The following is an 18,840-nucleotide window of genomic DNA, read 5'->3' as shown; positions in this document are numbered from 1 at the left end:
GTGACGGTCGTACAATGGCCGCATGGTTGTTCAGGGAAGCATGGCAAAGCCCGATGCGGGCAAGCCCAGTGTGATTGAGGTGCGCGGGGCCCGCGTGCACAATCTCAAGAACGTCGATGTCGACGTGCCGTTGGGGAAACTGGTGGGCGTGGCCGGCGTCTCCGGCTCAGGCAAAAGTTCGCTGGCGCTGGGCGTGCTGTATGCGGAAGGATCCCGACGATATCTGGAGGCGCTGTCCACCTATACGCGCCGACGTCTCACCCAAGCCAGCCGGGCGCAGGTGGACGAGGTGTTGCATGTACCGGCGGCGCTCGCCCTGCATCAGCGGCCCGCCGTGCCGGGCATACGTTCGACCTTCGGCACTATGACCGAATTGTTGAACAGCCTGCGTTTGCTGTTCTCCCGCTGCGCCTCGCACGTGTGCCCCTACTGCGGTGCACGGCAGCAACCCACGATGAACGTGGCCGCCGAACTGCCCACCATATGCGAGCGCTGCGGCAAGGAATTCCAAGCGCCGGGCGCGGAGTCGCTGGCCTTCAACTCCGGAGGCGCGTGCCCCACCTGTTCCGGCACCGGCATCGTGCGTGAGGTGAATCGTGCGGCCCTCGTACCGGACGAATCGAAAAGCATCGACGATGGTGCGGTACTGCCGTGGGGTTCCCTGATGTGGGATCTGATGAAGCAGGTGTGCGGTGCGATGGGCGTGCGTACCAACGTGCCATTCCGAGAACTTACGCCCGAAGAGCGCGACATCGTATTCAACGGGCCTGCCGTCAAAAAGCACATCCTCTACCGGCCGAAGAAGGGCGACGACTTTGCCGAACTCGACTTCACCTACTACAACGCCGTCTACACGGTGGAGAATGCGCTCGCCAAGGCCAAGGATGAGCAAGGTCTGAAACGCGTGGCGCGTTTCTTGGCGGAAAAGCCGTGTCCGGACTGCGGCGGCAGCAGATTGAGTGCGGCTGCCCGCGCACCGCAAATACTTGGGCTGAACCTGGCCGAGGCCACCGCCATGACTTTGGATGATGCGGTGACATGGGTGCGCGGCATACCTGGTTCGCTTCCGCCCGAGATGCGGTCGATGGCCACGAATATCTGCGAATCGTTCCTCGACGTGGCACGCCGTCTGTTGGAGCTTGGCTTGGGGTACCTCTCGCTCGACCGTGCCGGGGCGACTCTGTCCACCGGCGAACGTCAACGTGTGCAATTGGCGCGTGCCGTGCGCAACCGAACCACCGGCGTGCTGTACGTGCTGGACGAGCCGTCCATCGGCCTGCATCCCTCGAACGTGGACGGTCTGCTCGGCGTTATGCATGATCTGGTGGCGGATGGCAACTCGGTGGTAGTGGTCGACCATGACGTGCGCGTGCTCAAAGCAGCCGATTACCTGATTGAAATGGGTCCGGTGGCCGGCGCTGATGGAGGCCATGTGATTGCGCAGGGCGCGGTGAACGATGTGGAACATACCGCTGCCAGCCGTATCGCGCCTTTCCTCACTGAATCCGGGCAACGACGTGTGAGGGCGCAACAGGTTGCGGCAGTCGATGCCGGGATGGTCGGAGGACAACAAGTCATCGATACTGCTGCGCAGACTGACGGTTCGGCTGAATCTCCGGTGCCGGGAAACGCGGAGATATTCGCTTTCGGACGCATCCATATGGAAACCGGACCGCTGCACACGGTCAAGCCGCTTAACGTGGACATTCCGCGCGGACGTTTGGTGGCGGTCACTGGTGTGTCTGGCTCGGGCAAGACCACGTTGATTTTGGAAACGCTGATTCCGGCACTTCAAGCCGCTGCCGCCGGAGCGTCGCTGCCTCAGCATGTTCGCAAGCTTGATGCCGACGGCATCGCACGCGCCAACCTCATCGATGCTACGCCGATTGGTGCCAACGTTCGCTCCACGGTGGCTACTTACGCCGATATCCATGACGAATTGCGACGAGCTTTCGCCCGTACGGAAGAAGCCAAAGCGAGAGGATATAAGGCCGGCGATTTCTCCTACAACACCGGTCGTCTTCGCTGCCCTACCTGCGACGGCACCGGCTCCATCTCGTTGGATGTCCAGTTCCTGCCGGACGTGACCATCGCGTGCCCGGATTGCCGAGGCTCCCGGTACGCACCTGAAGCCAGCGGGATTCATCGCACGATCAAGTCGGCGAAAAGTAACGTCGTGCGTAAGTCTGCAGTATCTGCCGCGGATAACGGTTCTCCCGCTGGCACAGAACGGACGATGCAGACGTCGAGTACGGTGACTGGGCGCACGCTGACATTGCCGCAGATGATGGCGATGAGCGTGGATGAAGCTTTGGCTGTAACCGGTGATATGAAAAAAGTCCATGCGCGACTGACTACGTTGCATGACCTGGGACTCGGTTATCTGACGTTGGGGGAGCCGACGCCTGCGCTTTCCGGCGGTGAGGCTCAGCGCTTGAAACTCGCCAGCGAGATGGGCAAGGCACAGTCGGACGCCGTATTCGTATTCGACGAACCGACCATCGGCCTTCATCCGCTGGACGTACGTGTGCTGCTGGGCGTATTCGACCGTCTGGTGGCAAGCGGTGCCACCGTGGTGGTTATCGAACATGACTTGGACGTTATCGCCAACGCCGATTGGGTGATCGATCTTGGTCCAGGAGGTGGCGAGGCGGGCGGTCGAATCGTGGCTGAAGGTACGCCTGAGCAGATTGCCGCCAATCCGGAGAGCGTCACCGGCCGATATCTCAATATCCTGTAGATGGCGTAGCTCTCGTAAGAGACGGGTGCCGTAGGCGTGACGCATTGCGATGCTATGCGTTCGAGGATATGATTCGTCGCTCGTCGAGTCCGGTGTACGGATGTACCTATGCGTAGGTAGGGTCGGTTGATATGGAAGACAGTGCCGAAACACCGCACAAACGTGTGGATCCAGAACGCAAGCAACGTATCATCGAATCATGTCTGACCGTGATTGCCGATCGTGGCATAGCTGGCACTTCGCACCGTGTGGTGGCTGCCGAAGCGCATGTGCCGCTTGGATCCATGACCTATCACTTCGATGGTATGCATGATTTGCTGCATCAGGCATTTGACCAGTTCGCTGACCGCTCCATTGCAACGTTTGCGGCGCGAATGAGCGCGGCGCAAACGCCTGAGGAGGCATGCGAAGCCATAGCTGACAGCGTTGAACATGACGTGCTCACCACCGAACGGGACACGATCATCACCCTTGAGCTGTACACACTTGCCGCCCGCGACGCTTCTTTCCGTGACATCAGCGACCGCTGGATGGGTGCCGTGCAGCAGGAGCTGAGCCGGTTTTTTGACGCACGTACCGTAGCGTTGCTGGACGCCATGATCGAGGGGCTTACCTTGCATCGGGCGTTAGGCGGAGAGCCTAGGAACGTGGATGATCTGCGTGAGGGCATTCGCCGTGTGGCATTTGGCAAGGATCGTTCTGAATGAAATCGGACTCCTTGCCAATGCAACATGAGGAAGATACGCCATCCCAGATCGCTCTCCCCGTGCTGCATATGATTCGATTTCTTGTGGGGTTCTTCATCTGCGGCTTGCTGTGGATGACGGCATTCAATTCCGCCAGTATGGTATTGCTGCCGCAACGGCTCAAGGACGATGGATTCGCTAATCCTAATGGCATGATTGCACAGTTGAATGCCGCAGGTGCGGTTGTGGCATTATGCGCGAATATCATCTTCGGCTCTCTTTCCGACCGGTCACGTTCCCGGTTCGGACGGCGTACGCCTTTTATGATCGCCGGTGCCATCGCATCAGGCATCTGTCTGTTCTTTGTTTCGGTCGCACAACATGCGGTTGTCATTATTACCGCTTGGTGCGGTTTGCAGCTGTTCCTCAACGCATTGCTATCGCCGGCTCTTGCCACGTTGTCGGATAGGATTCCCGGTGCCCTCCGTGTGCGCATGTCCGTGGCCTACGGTTTGGGCACCACGATGGGCAACGCATTCGGCACCATGCTCGGTGCATTGTTCCATGAACAAAAAACCATTGGTTTTGCCGTTGCCGCATGCCTGCTGGCGTTGGATGGATTGATTGTCGTATCAATTTGGCCCAAGGAGCCTTCCGCTGCGAACTTGCCGAAAGCCGGAGACGGTGTGAAGGCGATGCTGAAAAGTTTCCAGCCGCCTATTCGCGGGGCGTCGGACTTCTATAAGGCGTTGATCGGCCGTTTCTGCCTGATGCTCGCCTACAATATGGTGTTCGCCTATCAGCTCTATATCTTGGAAAGCTATCTTGGGCAGAATGCCAGACAGGCTGCGGCCACTATCGCGGTGCTGTCATCATGTACTATGACGGCAAGCCTGACCGGCATGATTGTCAGCGGCGTTATTGCGGAGCGATGGGGGAGAAGAAAGCCGCTGCTGATTATTGCGGCGGTGCTGCTCGCCGGCGGATTCCTCGCTCCTTGGCTGATGCCCTCAGTGCCGGGATTCTATATATACGGCGTGCTGGCTGGACTGGGGTATGGAACCTACAACGCCAGCAATCAGGCGCTCAGCATTGATGTGTTGCCGAATAAGGATGAGGCCGGCAAGGGGCTGGGCATATTGAATCTCGCCAATACTTCCGGCATGATTTTGGCTGCGGTGATTACCTCATCCGTGTACGCGATTTGCGGAACCTACCGGCCGGTGTTCATCGGCGCGGCGTTGATGGCACTGATCAGCATTCCGTGCATTGCGACGATTCGTTCGGCTCGGTGACGGTTTTGGGATCTATCACTTGGGCTTTCGTCATATCTGCCTGACATATCCGTCTGGCATAGTTTCGAGGTCATACGCGTGTGACATAACCTACGGCGAATCGTTCCGAATATGACTCGTGCAATTAGAGCGGTCGCATAATGTATAAACGCAGCATCTCCAAAAACCTTGAACAATCAAAGGTTCTGGAAATGCTGCGTATGGTTGTCTCAGTCTGATTCCTCAGAGCTTCTTATTGAAGCGATTCTTTGTAGGAGAGTCTTACTTCACGACCTTGAAGCCGCCGGTCCACGGGGTCTGCTCGGTCACGCCGAGGATGATCTGCAGGGCACCGTAGCCCTCAAGGTACTGGGCGCGCTTGAGCGGGCCGGCATCCACGGTCTTGAGGCCCGCGCCCTCGATGAAGGCGGCGACGGACTTCTTGGCGTCCTCGTCGTTGGAAGCCAGCTGCACCACGGTCGGAGCGCCATCGTTCTCACCGGTGGCGAGGGTGGCGGCGAAGGTGGTGTTGAAGCCCTTGACCACCTTGGAATTCGGCAGCTTGGCGGCCACGTACTCGGCGGCGGACTTGAAGCCTTCCGGCAGAGCCAGGTCGAAGGTGGTGAAATCGATCGGGTTGGCCACATCCACCACGGTCTTGCCGGCCAGCTGATCGGCGTAGGCGGCGAGCACTTCGTCGTAGGCCGGGAACGGGAGAGCCAGAACCACGATGTCGCCGGAGATGGTGGCTTCACCGAACTTGGCACCGGTGACGCCTTCGGCTGCTGCTGCGGCCTTATCCGGGTTGCGGTCGATGACCTGCACGGAAGCGCCGGACTTGACGGCGATGCCCGCCACTGCGGAACCGATGTTGCCTGCGCCGAAGATGGTGATGTTGCTCATGATGAGTCCTTTCGATATGGGTGTGTTTCGTACTGCCTTGCGATGGCTCCGGTTGGTGTGCCGTTGCGTTCGCGTTGATGCCAGTATGCACCTCAATGAGAAATATTTCAAACTGAGATATATCAGAAAGGTTTATATCGATTTGAAATTCGTTGGAATTGCAGGGGTTGTGATGGGTGTACAGTCTGTTGCTCCGGGCGTGTCGTTCTGAGATATCTTGACTTGAGATATTATAGAAGACATGATGAACACGATAGAACTCATGACATTGGGCTTCCTCTCTGAGGAACCCTTGTGTGGCTACCGTCTGCGCAAGAAGATGGAGCAGCTGCAAGGCTATATGCAGGCGGTTTCCGACGGTACTTTGCATTCGGTGACCAACAAATTTGTCAAAGCCGGCTATATCGGCGAAACCTTCAATGTGGTGAACGGCCGCCGTCTGCGCGAATTCCACCTTGAGGAGGCCGGGCGCGAGAAGCTCATCGAGGAGTTGAAGGGGACCAGCGGCTACAACCTCACCAACATCACCAAATGGGCGGTGGTCATGTCGTTCCTTTCGGTGATTCCTGATGAGGCTGACCGTCGAGCCGTGCTGCAGCGCCGCCTTGACAACCTCGAATCCGACGTCCGCCGCCTCTACAGCGATGGCGAAGGCCCGATCGACAACGATAAGGTGGAAGACAAATATCGCCGTGCCGTTCTTATGATCCACGACGCCGAAATCGATGCCGAACGTCAGTGGCTCAAAGAGGAACTCGGTGCTGAATAGCAGACGGGTGCCATCCGCGGCCGCATTGGAATCGCTGTATGGCACCATGCTCCAGCACATGGGACCAACTGGTTGGTGGCCGGCGGAGACGTTGTTCGAAATCATGGTCGGTGCAGTGCTGACGCAGAACACCGCATGGGGGAATGTCGATCGATCGTTGCATGCGCTGAAAGCGGTTGATGCGCTTGAACCGCATGCGATTATGGCATTGGAGCCGGGGAGTCTTCAGGATTTGATTCGCCCGTCCGGGTTCTACCGGAATAAGGCGAAGACGTTGCAATCGCTCAGTCGCTGGTATATCGAACGATGCGGTGCGCGGCCGGAAGGCGCGGCGGATATCGCCGATGATGATCTGCGCGCAGAACTGTTGGGATTGTTCGGCATCGGCGGGGAAACTGCAGATGATCTGGTGCTCTACGTGTTTTCTCGCCGCGCATTCGTGGCGGATACGTATGCGCGGCGGCTGTTTACTTTTCTGGGATTCACTGTGCCGGCTGGCTATCCGTCGTTTCACAAGGCGTTTGCGCCGGCCGTGCTGGCATCCGGTTTGGATGTGTCGCAATTGCAGGAATTCCACGGCCTTATCGACGAATACGGCAAGGCATATCGCACTGACGAGGCCAAAGCGGAATCATTCTTGAGCGGCTTCAAGATGTGAGCGGACCTTCACCGCTACATACCAGACAAGCAGCGCCACCACGATGGCTGCCACCGCGTACTGGAACTTATCGAGGAATCCTAGGATTGAGCACCAACCTGCCCCCAGCACATAACCGGCCATGACCAGAATCGTGTTCCATACCGCGGAACCCAGCGTGGTGAGCAATGTGAACTTCATGAGATTCGTGCGGGCGATGCCGGCGGGAATCGAAATCAGCGAACGCACGATTGGGATCACACGGCCGATGAGCACGGAGGCCAATCCATATTTCGCGAACCAATCATTGGCTTTGTCGATGTCGGAGGCGTCGGTGAGCGGCATCATGTCGAACAGTTTGCGCATGCGCGTGGCACCAATCGCATAGGCGATGCCATACAGCACCAGTGCACCGATCACAGAGCCGATGGTCGCTCCGGCAATGGCCTCGATGAGGGTCATGCGGCCTTGTGCCGCCGTGAAGCCGGCCAATGGCAAAATGACTTCGCTGGGAATCGGCGGGAACAGGTTTTCGAGGAACACGGCGATGCCGGTGCCAAGCCAGCCCATCATGGACATGAGTCCGACAAGCCAGTTGGTGATAGCGCCAATGAATCCGCCCGTGGAAACCGGGCACTGCATAATCGTTGCAATGTTCATGTCGCTTACGCTATGGCATACGTGCTTATGCGAGGCTAAGACACTGACATTGGCTGGTTGCAGCGGATCATGCATTTTGCGCATAGCAAATCATCGTTGTTTTCTATTGGACTGATGAGGGCATCGGCGATTCAATGGAGCTGAACATTGTGATGGAAGGAATCGATATGAGCAAGAAGATTCTGGTTACATACTTTTCCGCCACCGGCACCACTGAGGCTGTGGCGGAACGTCTGGCAAAGGCGATTGACGCTGATTTGACCGAGATTGAACCTGCTGAGCCGTACACTGCCGCGGATGTGAATTGGCGTGATACCGCGAGCCGTTCGTCGGTGGAGCATAAGCACCGTGATATGCGCCCGGCATTGGCCAAGCCGATTGATGTGAAGCCGTATGACGTGGTGTTCGTCGGCTACCCGCTGTGGTGGGAGACCGCGCCGCGCGTGGTGCGCACGTTCCTTGAAAGCGAGGATTGGGCCGGCAAGACCATCGTGACGTTCGCCACGTCTGGTTCCAGCACGCGCGGTGCCGATGGCGTGCAACTACATGATTCTGCGCCGGCTGCGCATTGGGTTGCTGGTCGTCGTCTGGCTGCGAACGTCAAGGAATCCGAGCTGGCCAAGTGGGTCGCCAGCCTCAATCTGTAATACTCAACCTGTTGATTTGAAAGGAAACTTATGGAAAATCCAAGCGCATTCCCGATGGGCAAGCCGAATGATGCGTACGCTCAATATTTTGAAGGTCAAAGCTATCTTGCACCACTTGCCGGTGATGATCAGGTGAACGTGGCCAACGTGACCTTCGAGCCCGGCTGCACGAACCACTGGCACATCCATCATGGTGTCTGCCAGATCTTGCTGGCTGTAGGCGGTCGCGGCTACTACCAGATCGAAGGTCAGGAGCCGGTTGAGTTGAAGCCCGGCGACGTGGCGTACATTCCGCCGGAAACCAAGCATTGGCATGGTGCCGCGCCCACCGAGGCGTTTGCCCACGTGGCGATCATGCCCAAGAAGGAAGGCGCTTCCAACGAATGGCTTGAGCCGGTGGATGAGGAAGCCTACAAGAAGCTGGCGTAGCAAGTCTAATTCTCGGTTGAGCGTCAGTTGGGTATTACCATCCTGTGAACGCTGTGGCTCGGTGTGCTCTACTGTGAGATGCGGCACCGAGCCACAGCGTAGTACGCGGCCATTCTGCCGCGCACTATATGCAGTTTTGGGGGTTTATTGCATTTTGTGTGCGCGCAAATCGCTGGAATTGCGTGAATATGCATGTTGTGCAGCACTTGGGAAATAAGAATCGTTGGAATTCCGCCATTTCCGCAATTAGCCTATTGGGCAGGCCCGCGCACAAATAGCAGAATTAATGATTATTGCCCTATTGTGCGCAGATGGTGTTTACTTGAGTCGCCCACTACCGCATCTCCGGGGGCTTGTATTGGTCGTCGGCGGTGAAGCAGGTGCGGTAGACCATCGCCATGATGAGGCTGTCGGCCACCAGGGTCAATGCGGCGATGGCGGCGAACACCACGAACTGGTATTTGGCGGCTTCAAGCGGGTCTCCGCCGGCAATCACTTGACCGGCCATCATGCCAGGTATCGTCACGATGCCACAAGAGGCAAGCGTGGCCGTGGTGGGCAGCAGTCCCAGCCGAATCGAGGAGACGATCGAAGGACGGGCGGCCTCCCAAGCAGTGGAGCCCAAGGCGAGAAGCGTATCGATTTCATCGCGACGTTCGTTCATGCTCTCGTAGAAACGGCTCAATCCCACTGCCAGCGCGGACACCGTATTGCCCAGCAGCATGCCGGTCAACGGCACCACCAGCTGCGGCGCATACCACGGGTGCGGGCGCACTACGAGCTCGGTGACCAGCGAAATCATCAGCAGCATCGTGATGGTCAAGCTCAACAGCACCGGACCGGCCAATCCTTTCGGCACACCTTTGGCGCGCGAAAGCGTGATCTGCACGGCGGCCACCAGCATCACCGCAATCACGGCGAACACCAAAAGCACATTGTTCGCGCGAATCACGTAACCGATGATGAAGCCCATCGCACACAATTGCAGCAGTGCGCGGCATGCGGACCACAGCAGCGTCTTGCCGATGTTGATGCGCATGAGCTCGCTGATGCCGGCCGCAATGGCCACCATCGTCAACGCGACCAAGAGGCCCCAGATATCAATGTCATATGCGTTACCGGTCATGCCTGCTCACCAGCTTGTTCGCTCAACGTTCCGTTGGTCAACGTTGCGATTCGGGAAGCGCGACCATCCGGCGGACGATGGCGGATGCGTATAATCGCCATGCCGCCGGCCGCAGCCGTAGCCATAATATCGGCCACTTTCTCAGCGTTTTCGTCATCCAGGCCGGCGTCCACTTCGTCCGCCAACAGCACTTTTGGCTCAGTCAAAAGCGTGCGTGCCAGAGAGACGCGTGCCGCCTGTCCGCCGGACAGATCATGCGGCGGGCGGTCGAGATCGATGTCCTCGCAGCCCATCGCATCCAAGGTCATACGGATTTTGTGATCGGTGAGGAGTTTGTGCGCCTGCTGATCGTTGTTGCGGAACAATGCCATGAGCTTGCGGCCAAGACCGACTTTGCCGATGCGATGCTGAGCATTCGCAAATCGGCCTGCAGCGGCATCGGATGCCGAGGCTGGTGCGGCGGCGGTGCTGGCGTCGATTGCAACGGTCGCCGCATTGCCAGCATTCTGTCCGCCAATACTGTCGGCCCCCGCGCGAATCACCAATGTAAACGGCAAACGAATCGCCTCGGCCACCGTCTCACCCGGCAGAATCGGCTTCTGCGGCAAATACGCTACCTCGTGCCGCCATTGCTGTGGCGTGAACTCGTCGGAATCATGCCCGGCAAGCGTAAACGAGCCGGTCGCGTGCGGATTAAGCCGCGCGAACGCGGTCAGCAGACTGCTCTTGCCGGAGCCGGACGGGCCAACCAGATCCACAATCTCACCGGAGGCAATCGCAAAGTCAAGATTCTCGAAAATCGTGCGACGCTCACCTTGTGCCGGCACGATACATGTCACTTTGCTTGCGGTGAAGATATGTTCCGTACTGCTCATATTGGGCACGTTACTTCGCCGGCGGTATTGCGCCAATCCGTGAGCGTTTCTTAGCGAACTCTTAGATGCTTGGCGGTCTGATATAACCGTAAGAAAAGGCTTTGTTGTCAGGATAGCGATAATGACGATGGAAGACAAATACGCGATCGATCCGGAGCGACTGCTGCTGCCGGCGGTGCTGTTTATCGAAGACGATCCGAACTTGGGATCGATGATTTCGGAAATGCTGGGCATTGATTATCGCGTGGATTGGGTTGCGACGATTGCCGATGCGAAAGTGCGACTCGCCGCAAACACGTATGATGCGCTGATCGTGGACCGTCGCTTGCCGGATGGCGATGGGTTGGATTTGATTCGTGGTCTGCGCAAGGGCGGTGTCGCGACTCCCGCATTGATGCTGACCGCGCTCGCCGAAGTGGACGATATTGTGAACGGGCTTGACGCTGGGGCCAATGATTATCTCACCAAGCCGTTTCATGTGGTGGAGCTTGAAGCTCGTTTACGGGCGCTGTTGCGTGGGTTCCATGCGCAAGCGACAAGCATCATGCTCGGTGATTGGCTCCTAAAGCCCAATACCAACATCATCGAGGATCCTGATGGGCGAGCCGTGCCGCTTACCGATGTGGAATCGAAACTGTTGGCCACGCTTGCCGCCGCGCCGGATCATGTGTTCAGTCGTGAGGAATTGTTAAAGAATGCGTTTTCAGCTGGCAGTGACCTTGGAGCCGTGGACGTGTATGTCTCGTATGTGCGCGGCAAAACCACGCGCAGCATTATCGTCACTGTACGCGGCAAAGGGTATCGGATCGGGCAGCCGCAGGATTAGGCGTAGCCAGGGCGTAATGATATGCCCCGCGAATCATATGTAAAGGAGCGTGCAGCATGGAGAGCGATGCTCAAACGCAGCGTAACCACAAGCAAAGCCACGGTCGCAATCATCAACCCAGCACCGTTGCCGGGCTGATCAGCCTGCGCATGACTATCGCGATGACGATGATTACGGTAGTCGGGGGGTTGATATTCGTGGCCGGCGTGCTGCTTGGCTCGCGCCATGAATTTACCGAACGTGGGCTCGATCCGAACGCCATGTCAGTCACCGAGCAATTCGGTTCGGGCATGATGGTGATCGACACCAAAAAGGCCGTGGGCTTTACCGTACTGTTTGTGCTCGGCGTGATTGCCGCCGTGGCGCTGATCGGACGATATTATTCGCGCAAAGAGGTCGCGCCTCTGGAACACGCCTTCGAGCTGCAGAAGGATTTCGTGGCGGACGCCAGTCATGAGCTGAAGACACCGCTGGCCGTCATCTCCACGCGTATCGATTTGATTGAGTTCCGTCGCGCGCATGGGCAGTCGATCGACGGTGTCATCGCCGATCTGCGCGGTGATGTGGATCGCATGAACGCGATTATTACGGACCTGCTGGTGGCCGCGCGCGGTGCCGTGGATGCTGAGCCGGTAGCGCTCGCCGTGGTGATCGGTCAGTCCGTGGATTCGGTCAGGCCTCTGGCGGATAAGCGCAGCGTGGGCTTGAATACGCATATTGACGGTGACCCATCGCACTTTGTGGTGCGTGGCAATGCCGTAGGACTCTCGCGCTGCCTGGTAGCGGTGCTTGACAATGCCATCGCGCATTCGCCGGCTGATTCGGCGGTGACTGTTTCGCTCGGCTATCATCATCACGGTGATGTGGCCATTCGCGTCGCCGACTGCGGCAGCGGCATCGGCTCTGATCCGGAGCGACTGTTCCGCAGGTTCGCGCGTGATGATGACGGCACCGAGCATCAGGGCTATGGCTTGGGATTGGCCTTGGCCCGCGACGTGGCGAATCGCTACGGCGGCACGCTCAGTGTAGAATCCACGTCGTCGCATGGCACCACGATGCTGATTACCTTGCCGTTGGCGGCATAGCACGGCAGTTAGGCTGTAGCAAGCTCGCGAATGCGTTCGATGAACGCGGCGACGGCTGGGGATGGATCCAGCGGATACAGCAAACCGTAGGAGAGACCCACTGGTTCGGGCCAATCCACGGGTACGTTCACCAACTGCGGGTGCACATCCGCCCACAACGGCTTGGAAATGAGTAGATCCCCGGCCTGTGCGCATTCGTTGAATGTATCAAGGCCGTAATGGTCAATGTCGATGAGTTCAATGTCGGGATGCTGGGCGAGCAGATTGCGGGCGGTTTCGTCGCCTCCGTGTCGATGCGCGATGATGTGAATGCGCGTGCCAGTCAAGTCATCCAATGTGATGATCGGCAGACGGGCGAGTGGGTGCTCGCGTGGTACTGCCAAACACAGAGGTTCATAATCAAGCGCCAGCGTGCCGCAATATTGACTCCAATAGTCGGCGTCGAATGCAGTGGACACCATGTCGATATCTTGGCCAAGATGGGCGATGATGGTGTTGATGGTCGTGGTGTTGTCCGACAGAGAAACCAATTCCAGGCGAATCTGCGGATGTTTGCCGGCGTCCTTCTGCCAGAGGTCGAGAATTCGCCGGCCTGAACGCAGTACCGAGACGCCAAGTCGTACGGGCTTGATGTCGGTAGCGGAGCGGCGTTGCGCGCGGCTGATGATCTCGTCGCATTCGCGCATAATCGGTCGCGCATCGGCAACGAAATCACGCCCCTGAGGGGTGAGCTCCACGCCGCTGCGTGACCGATGAAATAGTTTCAGCCCATATTCTTTTTCGAACGTATTGATCTGCTTGGCCAATGCCGGTGTGGAGATATGCAGCAGCCGGCCGGCGCTGGCGAAGCTGCCGGTGTCAGCCGCCGCGATCACCGCATCCAATCGTTTGTCGTACATGATGAAGCCTTTTTATAAACCAATAGTTTATGCGCTGTAAACCATAATCATCAACAAACCAATGTATTCCATTGTTTCTCAAGCGTACACTATCTCACGCAGTAACCAAAAGTATATGGATGAAGGATGTCAGTGAGTTCTGTATCGAAGCTTTCCTCAAACCTCACCACAGCTGCGGCTGCGGTCGCCTCGTTCCTGGCTGGCATGGATGTGCTTATCGTCAATGTGGCGCTGCCGTCCATCGCCAAGGAACTGGGCGGTGACATGGCTGTACAGCAGTGGGTGGTGGATGGCTATACCTTGCTGTTCGCCGCACTGCTGCTGCTCGCGGGCAGTCTCGCCGATCAGTTCGGCGCCAAGCGCATTTTCATTATCGGCGCAGCGCTGTTTGGCGCAGCCTCGCTGTTCTGCACTTTCGCATGGTCGATGATGGCGTTGGTAGCCGGCCGTTGCATCCTCGGCATTGCTTCGGCGCTGCTGCTGCCGGCATCGATGTCGCTGATTAATGAGGCGAGTCCGAATCCGCGCTATCGTGCATGGGCATTGGCTCTCTGGGGAGCAGGCGGTGCCTCGGCTTCGGCAGTGGGGCCGTTGCTCGGCGGACTATTGACGCCGATCCACTGGAGTCTGGTGTTTGCGGTCAATGTGCCATTCTGCCTGATGATTCTGGCGGTTGCGCCGCACATCGCGGCCTCGCCAAAACGCGCAACCAAGTTCGACTGGATTGGTCAGGTGCTGGCTTTGATTGGATTGAGTACGCTGGTCGCCGGCATTATTCAGGTAGGTTCTGCAGGTATCACCGCGCCTGCAACGCTGGCGCTGTTGATTATTGGCTTGGGGGCGCTCGTGGCATTCGGGTATTCGCAAGCCAAGGTTGCGTATCCGATGATGCCTCTCAGCCTTTTCCACGTGCGCGGTATGCAAGTGGCGCTGCAAATCGGCTTCATCATGATTTTCAACTGGTATGGCATGGTGTTCATCTGCACGATGTTCCTGCAAAACGAGCTCCATATGAAGCCGTTCGCGGCTGGTCTGGTATTTGTGCCGTCCGCATTCGTGACCATTTTCGGCAATCTGTTGGGCGGGCGCATCGTGACCGCGCGTGGTTCGAAATTCTCGATTACGTTAGGACTGGCCATTATGATTGCCGGATTCCTGTTCGAGTTTCTGACTCCACAACCGATTCCCGTTTGGATAATCGCCACAGGACTCAGCGTAGTCGGCTTCGGCGCAGCCATCACCACACCTGCGGCGGCAGGCGTGGTTCTGAAAAGCGTGGACGCTGCACAGGCAGGCATCGCGTCCGCCATGTTCAACACGTTCCGCCAAGTCGGCGGCGCAATCGGTGTGGCGGTGTTCGGTGTGGTCGCCACATTCCTACCCTCGCTTGATCTCGCCTTGCGGGCGGTGTTCCTCGCCTCTGCGCTGTTGCTGGCGTATGTACTGGTATTCGAACTGTTGCGTTGGAAGGATGCTGCGATTGCTGCTGTAGCCGCGGAATCAGTGGCATAATCGGGAACTGAACCGAATCATCAACGACGAAGATGAATGGAGATGGCGGTTATGGCACAGGAGCAGGACGGCACGTTGCCGCTGAACGTGAAGAACGCAAAAGATATCAAGGTGATTGCGAACGTGGGCACAGGCACGATGGGGCATGCCATTGCACTGCAGTTCGCACTTGCCGGTTATGAGACCCGGTTGGTTGGGCGCAGCGAGGCGTCGCTTGATCGCTCGATGGGTCGCATTCGTGCCGATGCCGAGACCTTCGCCGGTGCCGGGCTGTTGCACGCCGGTGAGACCGTGGAGGATGTGCTCGCCCGCATCACGCCGATTGTCGGTTATGAGCAGGGCGTGGCTGGCGCTGACTTCGTGATCGAATCGGTTGCTGAGAATCTGGAAGTCAAGCAGAGCGTATGGCGTGAGATCGAGAAGTTCGCACCAAAGGATGCGATTTTCGCCACCAACACCTCGGGGCTGAGCCCTACAGCAATCCAGTCGGTGCTTGAACGCCCCGAACGATTCGTGGTGGCACACTTCTGGAACCCGGCGCAACTGATGCCGCTGGTGGAAGTGGTGCCTGGCGCTCACACCGATCCGCATGTGGTGGACGTGACCTTTGATCTCATGAATCTCATCGGCAAGAAGCCGGCGAAAATCAAGAAGGAATCCCTGGGATTCGTGGGCAACCGACTGCAGATGGCCGTGCTGCGCGAGGAATTCCATATTATTCAGGAAGGCATCGCGGATGCCGCCACCGTGGACGATGTGATGAAATACAGCCTCGGCCGCCGTTGGAATCTGGTCGGTCCGGTGGCCAGCATCGATCTTGGCGGGCTCGATGTGTTCTACAACATCAGCACCTACCTGTTCGACGATATGGACAACGGGACCGGTCCCTCGCCGTTGCTCGCAGAAAAAGTCAAGGAAGGCAACCTCGGCGCCAAAACGGGGCGCGGCTTCTTCTCTTGGCAGGGCGAGGACGGCAAGCGCGTCATCGAACAGCGCGACAAGGCGTTGCTTCGTGCGCTCAAAGAAGACGCGGCAGAAGTCGGAAAGCAACCTGCTGAAGTCTAGACTCCGCTAATCCCACACGTCGAGCTTGCGATTCTTGTAATAGTATTCCCTATCTTTCTCGCCGATCGGGCGCGCGACCTTGCAGGGCACACCGTAGGCTACGGAGTTTGCTGGAATATCGTGGCTCACCACCGAGCCGGCACCGATGACGCAGTTATCGCCAATAGTTACACCCGGCAGGATGGTCACGTTCGCGCCGACCCAAACATTGCGGCCGATCGTGACCGGAATCGCATAGACGTAGTGGTGTTCGCGCAGCACCGGCAACACGGGATGGCCGGCCGTGGCGATGACCACGTTTGGGCCGAACATGCACCAGTCGCCGATGGTGATGTCCGCGTCATCCACGCAGGTGAAGTTCACATTGCAGTAGACGCCTTTGCCCATATGCACATGATGGAAGCCCCAGTTTGCGTGCGCCGGCGTCTCCACATGGCACCCCTCGCCGATTTCGGCGAACATTGCTCTAAGGAGCTTCTGCTTGCCGGTTTGATCCGTGGGATGCGTCTGGTTGAATTCCCAGAGTTTTTCCTGATATTCGAGCTGACCGCCCATGATGCTCGGATCGTCGTAATGATAGGGGAGTTGTTCCTCGCGCCGCTTTGCATTGTCCATGATTGCCGCCTTGCTATTCCAGTAATTGCAATGATGTTTGCGTTATCATTATAGGTTTTCGCGGCGCGGGCGGGGTGCAAATCGGGGTCGCGGTCCTCACTATGTATGCGTTCCGACGAACTATCCGCGTACTTGGTGAGGATTGAGGCCGTCAAACCGGTGTTATGTATGCGGGTGCCTAGTTCGGCCGCATACATAATGAGAATTTAAGATGTGTGCGGGGAGGGGCAAAAGCGGAAGCGGGAGACGCGGGCGGGTTAGCCTCCGCAATGCTGGCGTCTGATCACCTTTGATGTGTCAATCCGTGAGGAATGCCTGATATTGCTTGGCGGTTTCAGCCAGTGCCTCGTCGGAGAGCTCCATCGCGCCAAACACCACGAACGGTTCGCGCCAGGAAGCATGCACGTAACGGGCCATCATACGATATGGCGATAGTACTTCGCGCATGGTGGCACCGTTGTCTTCCTGCTGATATTCACTTTCCGGGCCGCCGGCTGTGGTGGCCACCGTGATGTTCTTGCCTTCAAGCGCCTTGCCGCCGGGCCCATATGCCCAGCCGAACGCCAGCACCTGATCCTCCCATTCCTTGAGCAGCGCAGGGGAGGAGTACCAGTAGAGCGGGAACTGCAGCACAATTCGATCATGTTGCTCGATGAGCTGCTGCTCGGCTGCGACGTCGATACGGCCGTCCGGGTACTGCGCATATTCGTCGTGCACGGTGACTTCGTTGCCGTTGTCAACGGGCAGAGTTTGCGCTGCCGCCATCAACGCCGCATTGGTGCGAGACTTCGACATATTCGGGTGAAATATTAATACCAAGGTCTTCATGGTGACTGCTCCTTGTGGATTGACTTGGTATCTATGGTACTTTCGTCGGCTTGTGGATGCGAACAAGGCGAATGAAGAGTAAATGTTGCGCACAACGTGGCGAATCAAGTAGAAACCGCAAATTGTGCGGAGGGTGTAAAAAGGCGTAGATAAAGACGATGGCGGAATTGCAACGATTCTTGGCTTAGTGGGTTGCGCACTACAAGGCGGTCAGGTGTTTTTCTTGAATTGTGTAAACACAATGGGGCAAAAGAAGAGAAATATGTCAATAGTGCGCAGCTCATGGCCTGATGACTGTGATGAAAACGGTCATTTATGGATCGCGGAGATGCTGATTGATTCCGATGTGAACACAATAAGAATTGTTCGGTATGTGATCAATAATATGGACGCCGCAGGGCTTCCGGGCTAGCGTGAGCCGCATGGTTGTATGGGATTCCGAACAGTACCTTCGCTTCAAGGACGAGCGCACACAGCCCTCGCGTGACTTGGCAATGCAGCTGCCGCCTGATGACGGTACGGTTACGCGTGTGCTTGACATCGGCTGTGGTCCGGGCAACAGCACGGCCGTGCTGCGCGAACGGTATCCGCAGGCGGAAATCCTTGGTGTCGATAATTCGCCGGAAATGATTGAAGCCGCGCGCAAAGCACACCCTGATATCGACTTTGCGCTGTGCGATGTGTCGAATCCGGAAGAGCTGGGCTCACTGCCCGGCGATTTTGACGTGGTGTTCTCCAACGCCTGCATCCAATGGGTGCCGAATCATGTGCAGCTGATTCCGGAACTGTTGGCAAGACTCAAACAGGGCGGCATGCTCGCCGTGCAGACGCCGATGAACTACGAGGAACCGATCCATCGCATTATCGCTGAGGTCGTGCACTCGCCGGAATATGTGGATCGACTGCCGCAGCAGCGGGAGTTCTATAATCTGACACCGCCTGATTATTGGGAACTGTTGCGCAAACATGCGGCGCATTTCCGCATGTGGAAGACCTCGTATATGCATACGCTGCCTTCGCATGAGGCGATTATGGATTGGTATCGCGGTACGGGATTGCGCCCATATCTGCAAGCGTTGCCGGATGATGAGTCGCGCGCGATTTTCGAAGCCAAGATATTCGCGCAGGTCTGTGAGGCCTACCCAACCCAGTCGGACGGCAGCGTCATCTTCCCGTTCCCGCGATTTTTCTTCACTGCGGTGAGGTGATACGAGGCAGGTCTCGGCAGAAGGCGCGGGTTGTGGAAAAGACCGCACGAAGACCC

18 protein-coding genes and 2 pseudogenes are annotated in these 18,840 nt (G+C 57.6%); 13 read left to right on the top strand and 7 right to left on the bottom strand.

All coding sequences use genetic code 11. The features are described 5' to 3' along the window. Positions 1-40: 40 nt before the first annotated feature. The 4 genes and pseudogenes from CUU80_RS11260 to CUU80_RS07495 form a co-directional block, all read left to right on the top strand. A pseudogene (locus CUU80_RS11260) lies at positions 41-1,502 on the top strand (excinuclease ABC subunit UvrA); the annotation flags it as partial. Positions 1,503-1,645: 143 nt separating this feature from the next. Continuing rightward, positions 1,646-2,740, top strand: a pseudogene (locus CUU80_RS11255) (excinuclease ABC subunit UvrA); the annotation flags it as partial. A 131-nt stretch (positions 2,741-2,871) separates the two neighbouring features. Further along, complete coding sequence (locus tag CUU80_RS07500; RefSeq protein WP_100496692.1) at positions 2,872-3,447, top strand: TetR/AcrR family transcriptional regulator; 576 nt, start codon at positions 2,872-2,874, stop codon at positions 3,445-3,447. Next, entirely contained in the window at positions 3,444-4,721 is a 1,278-nt protein-coding gene (locus CUU80_RS07495; RefSeq protein ID WP_100496691.1) for an MFS transporter, read from the top strand. Before CUU80_RS07500 ends, CUU80_RS07495 begins: the two co-directional genes overlap by 4 nt. Positions 4,722-4,982: 261 nt before the next feature. Here CUU80_RS07495 and CUU80_RS11020 read toward each other — a convergent pair whose 3' ends face one another. Further along, positions 4,983-5,699 carry an NADPH-dependent F420 reductase gene (locus tag CUU80_RS11020; RefSeq protein WP_243388693.1) on the bottom strand — a complete coding sequence of 239 codons (717 nt, stop codon included), beginning with the start codon at positions 5,697-5,699 and terminating at the stop codon, positions 4,983-4,985. A gap of 145 nt (positions 5,700-5,844) precedes the next feature. Here CUU80_RS11020 and CUU80_RS07485 point away from each other — a divergent pair, with 145 nt between their 5' ends. Further along, positions 5,845-6,372 carry a PadR family transcriptional regulator gene (locus CUU80_RS07485; protein ID WP_243388692.1) on the top strand — a complete coding sequence of 176 codons (528 nt, stop codon included), beginning with the start codon at positions 5,845-5,847 and terminating at the stop codon, positions 6,370-6,372. 46 nt (positions 6,373-6,418) lie between these two features. Beyond that, the gene (locus CUU80_RS07480; RefSeq protein WP_243388698.1) at positions 6,419-7,030 is read left to right on the top strand and encodes an endonuclease III domain-containing protein; all 612 of its coding nucleotides are present in this window, start codon (positions 6,419-6,421) and stop codon (positions 7,028-7,030) included. On the opposite strand, the gene CUU80_RS07475 is transcribed toward CUU80_RS07480, so the two are convergent. After that, positions 7,004-7,669 carry a DedA family protein gene (locus tag CUU80_RS07475; RefSeq protein ID WP_100496764.1) on the bottom strand — a complete coding sequence of 222 codons (666 nt, stop codon included), beginning with the start codon at positions 7,667-7,669 and terminating at the stop codon, positions 7,004-7,006. The two genes, CUU80_RS07480 and CUU80_RS07475, sit on opposite strands and share 27 nt — an antisense overlap. Positions 7,670-7,836: 167 nt before the next feature. On the opposite strand from CUU80_RS07475, the gene CUU80_RS07470 reads away from it, so the two are divergent. Further along, positions 7,837-8,316 (top strand): flavodoxin, encoded by a 480-nt coding sequence (locus CUU80_RS07470; RefSeq protein ID WP_100496763.1) that lies wholly within the window; start codon positions 7,837-7,839, stop codon positions 8,314-8,316. Positions 8,317-8,346: 30 nt separating this feature from the next. Further along, entirely contained in the window at positions 8,347-8,745 is a 399-nt protein-coding gene (locus tag CUU80_RS07465; protein ID WP_100496688.1) for a cupin domain-containing protein, read from the top strand. Between the two features lie 334 nt (positions 8,746-9,079). Here the strand turns inward: CUU80_RS07465 and CUU80_RS07460 are convergent, their stop codons facing one another. Together CUU80_RS07460 and CUU80_RS07455 are read right to left on the bottom strand one after the other, a co-directional pair. Continuing rightward, positions 9,080-9,871 (bottom strand): ABC transporter permease, encoded by a 792-nt coding sequence (locus CUU80_RS07460; RefSeq protein WP_100496687.1) that lies wholly within the window; start codon positions 9,869-9,871, stop codon positions 9,080-9,082. Continuing rightward, a complete protein-coding gene (locus tag CUU80_RS07455) occupies positions 9,868-10,746 on the bottom strand; it encodes an ABC transporter ATP-binding protein (RefSeq protein WP_100496686.1) in 879 nt (292 codons plus the stop codon). Before CUU80_RS07455 ends, CUU80_RS07460 begins: the two co-directional genes overlap by 4 nt. A 121-nt stretch (positions 10,747-10,867) precedes the next feature. On the opposite strand from CUU80_RS07455, the gene CUU80_RS07450 reads away from it, so the two are divergent. Beyond that, positions 10,868-11,572 (top strand): response regulator transcription factor, encoded by a 705-nt coding sequence (locus CUU80_RS07450; protein ID WP_207760102.1) that lies wholly within the window; start codon positions 10,868-10,870, stop codon positions 11,570-11,572. Positions 11,573-11,628: 56 nt separating this feature from the next. Then, positions 11,629-12,657 (top strand): sensor histidine kinase, encoded by a 1,029-nt coding sequence (locus CUU80_RS07445; protein ID WP_100496685.1) that lies wholly within the window; start codon positions 11,629-11,631, stop codon positions 12,655-12,657. A gap of 8 nt (positions 12,658-12,665) precedes the next feature. On the opposite strand, the gene CUU80_RS07440 is transcribed toward CUU80_RS07445, so the two are convergent. Continuing rightward, entirely contained in the window at positions 12,666-13,556 is an 891-nt protein-coding gene (locus CUU80_RS07440; RefSeq protein ID WP_100496684.1) for a LysR family transcriptional regulator, read from the bottom strand. Positions 13,557-13,688: 132 nt separating this feature from the next. Here CUU80_RS07440 and CUU80_RS07435 point away from each other — a divergent pair, with 132 nt between their 5' ends. Then, complete coding sequence (locus CUU80_RS07435; RefSeq protein WP_243388691.1) at positions 13,689-15,068, top strand: MFS transporter; 1,380 nt, start codon at positions 13,689-13,691, stop codon at positions 15,066-15,068. A 51-nt stretch (positions 15,069-15,119) separates the two neighbouring features. Then, on the top strand, positions 15,120-16,133 hold the full coding sequence (locus CUU80_RS07430; RefSeq protein WP_100496682.1) for a 3-hydroxyacyl-CoA dehydrogenase family protein: 1,014 nt from the start codon (positions 15,120-15,122) through the stop codon (positions 16,131-16,133). 6 nt (positions 16,134-16,139) lie between these two features. Here CUU80_RS07430 and CUU80_RS11125 read toward each other — a convergent pair whose 3' ends face one another. Together CUU80_RS11125 and CUU80_RS07420 are read right to left on the bottom strand one after the other, a co-directional pair. Beyond that, a complete protein-coding gene (locus CUU80_RS11125) occupies positions 16,140-16,748 on the bottom strand; it encodes a sugar O-acetyltransferase (RefSeq protein ID WP_100496681.1) in 609 nt (202 codons plus the stop codon). A 297-nt stretch (positions 16,749-17,045) separates the two neighbouring features. Continuing rightward, a complete protein-coding gene (locus CUU80_RS07420) occupies positions 17,046-17,576 on the bottom strand; it encodes an NAD(P)H-dependent oxidoreductase (RefSeq protein WP_100496680.1) in 531 nt (176 codons plus the stop codon). Between the two features lie 422 nt (positions 17,577-17,998). Between CUU80_RS07420 and CUU80_RS07415 the strand changes: the two genes are divergently transcribed. Beyond that, positions 17,999-18,784, top strand: coding sequence for a methyltransferase domain-containing protein (locus CUU80_RS07415; RefSeq protein ID WP_100496679.1), 786 nt, complete (start codon positions 17,999-18,001; stop codon positions 18,782-18,784). Positions 18,785-18,840: the final 56 nt, after the last annotated feature.

This window comes from Bifidobacterium scaligerum (assembly GCF_002802865.1).
Classification (GTDB): Bacteria; Actinomycetota; Actinomycetes; order Actinomycetales; family Bifidobacteriaceae; genus Bifidobacterium; species Bifidobacterium scaligerum.
The sequence above is the reverse complement of the archived record's forward strand: the minus strand, read 5'-3'. Positions and strand labels throughout refer to the sequence as shown.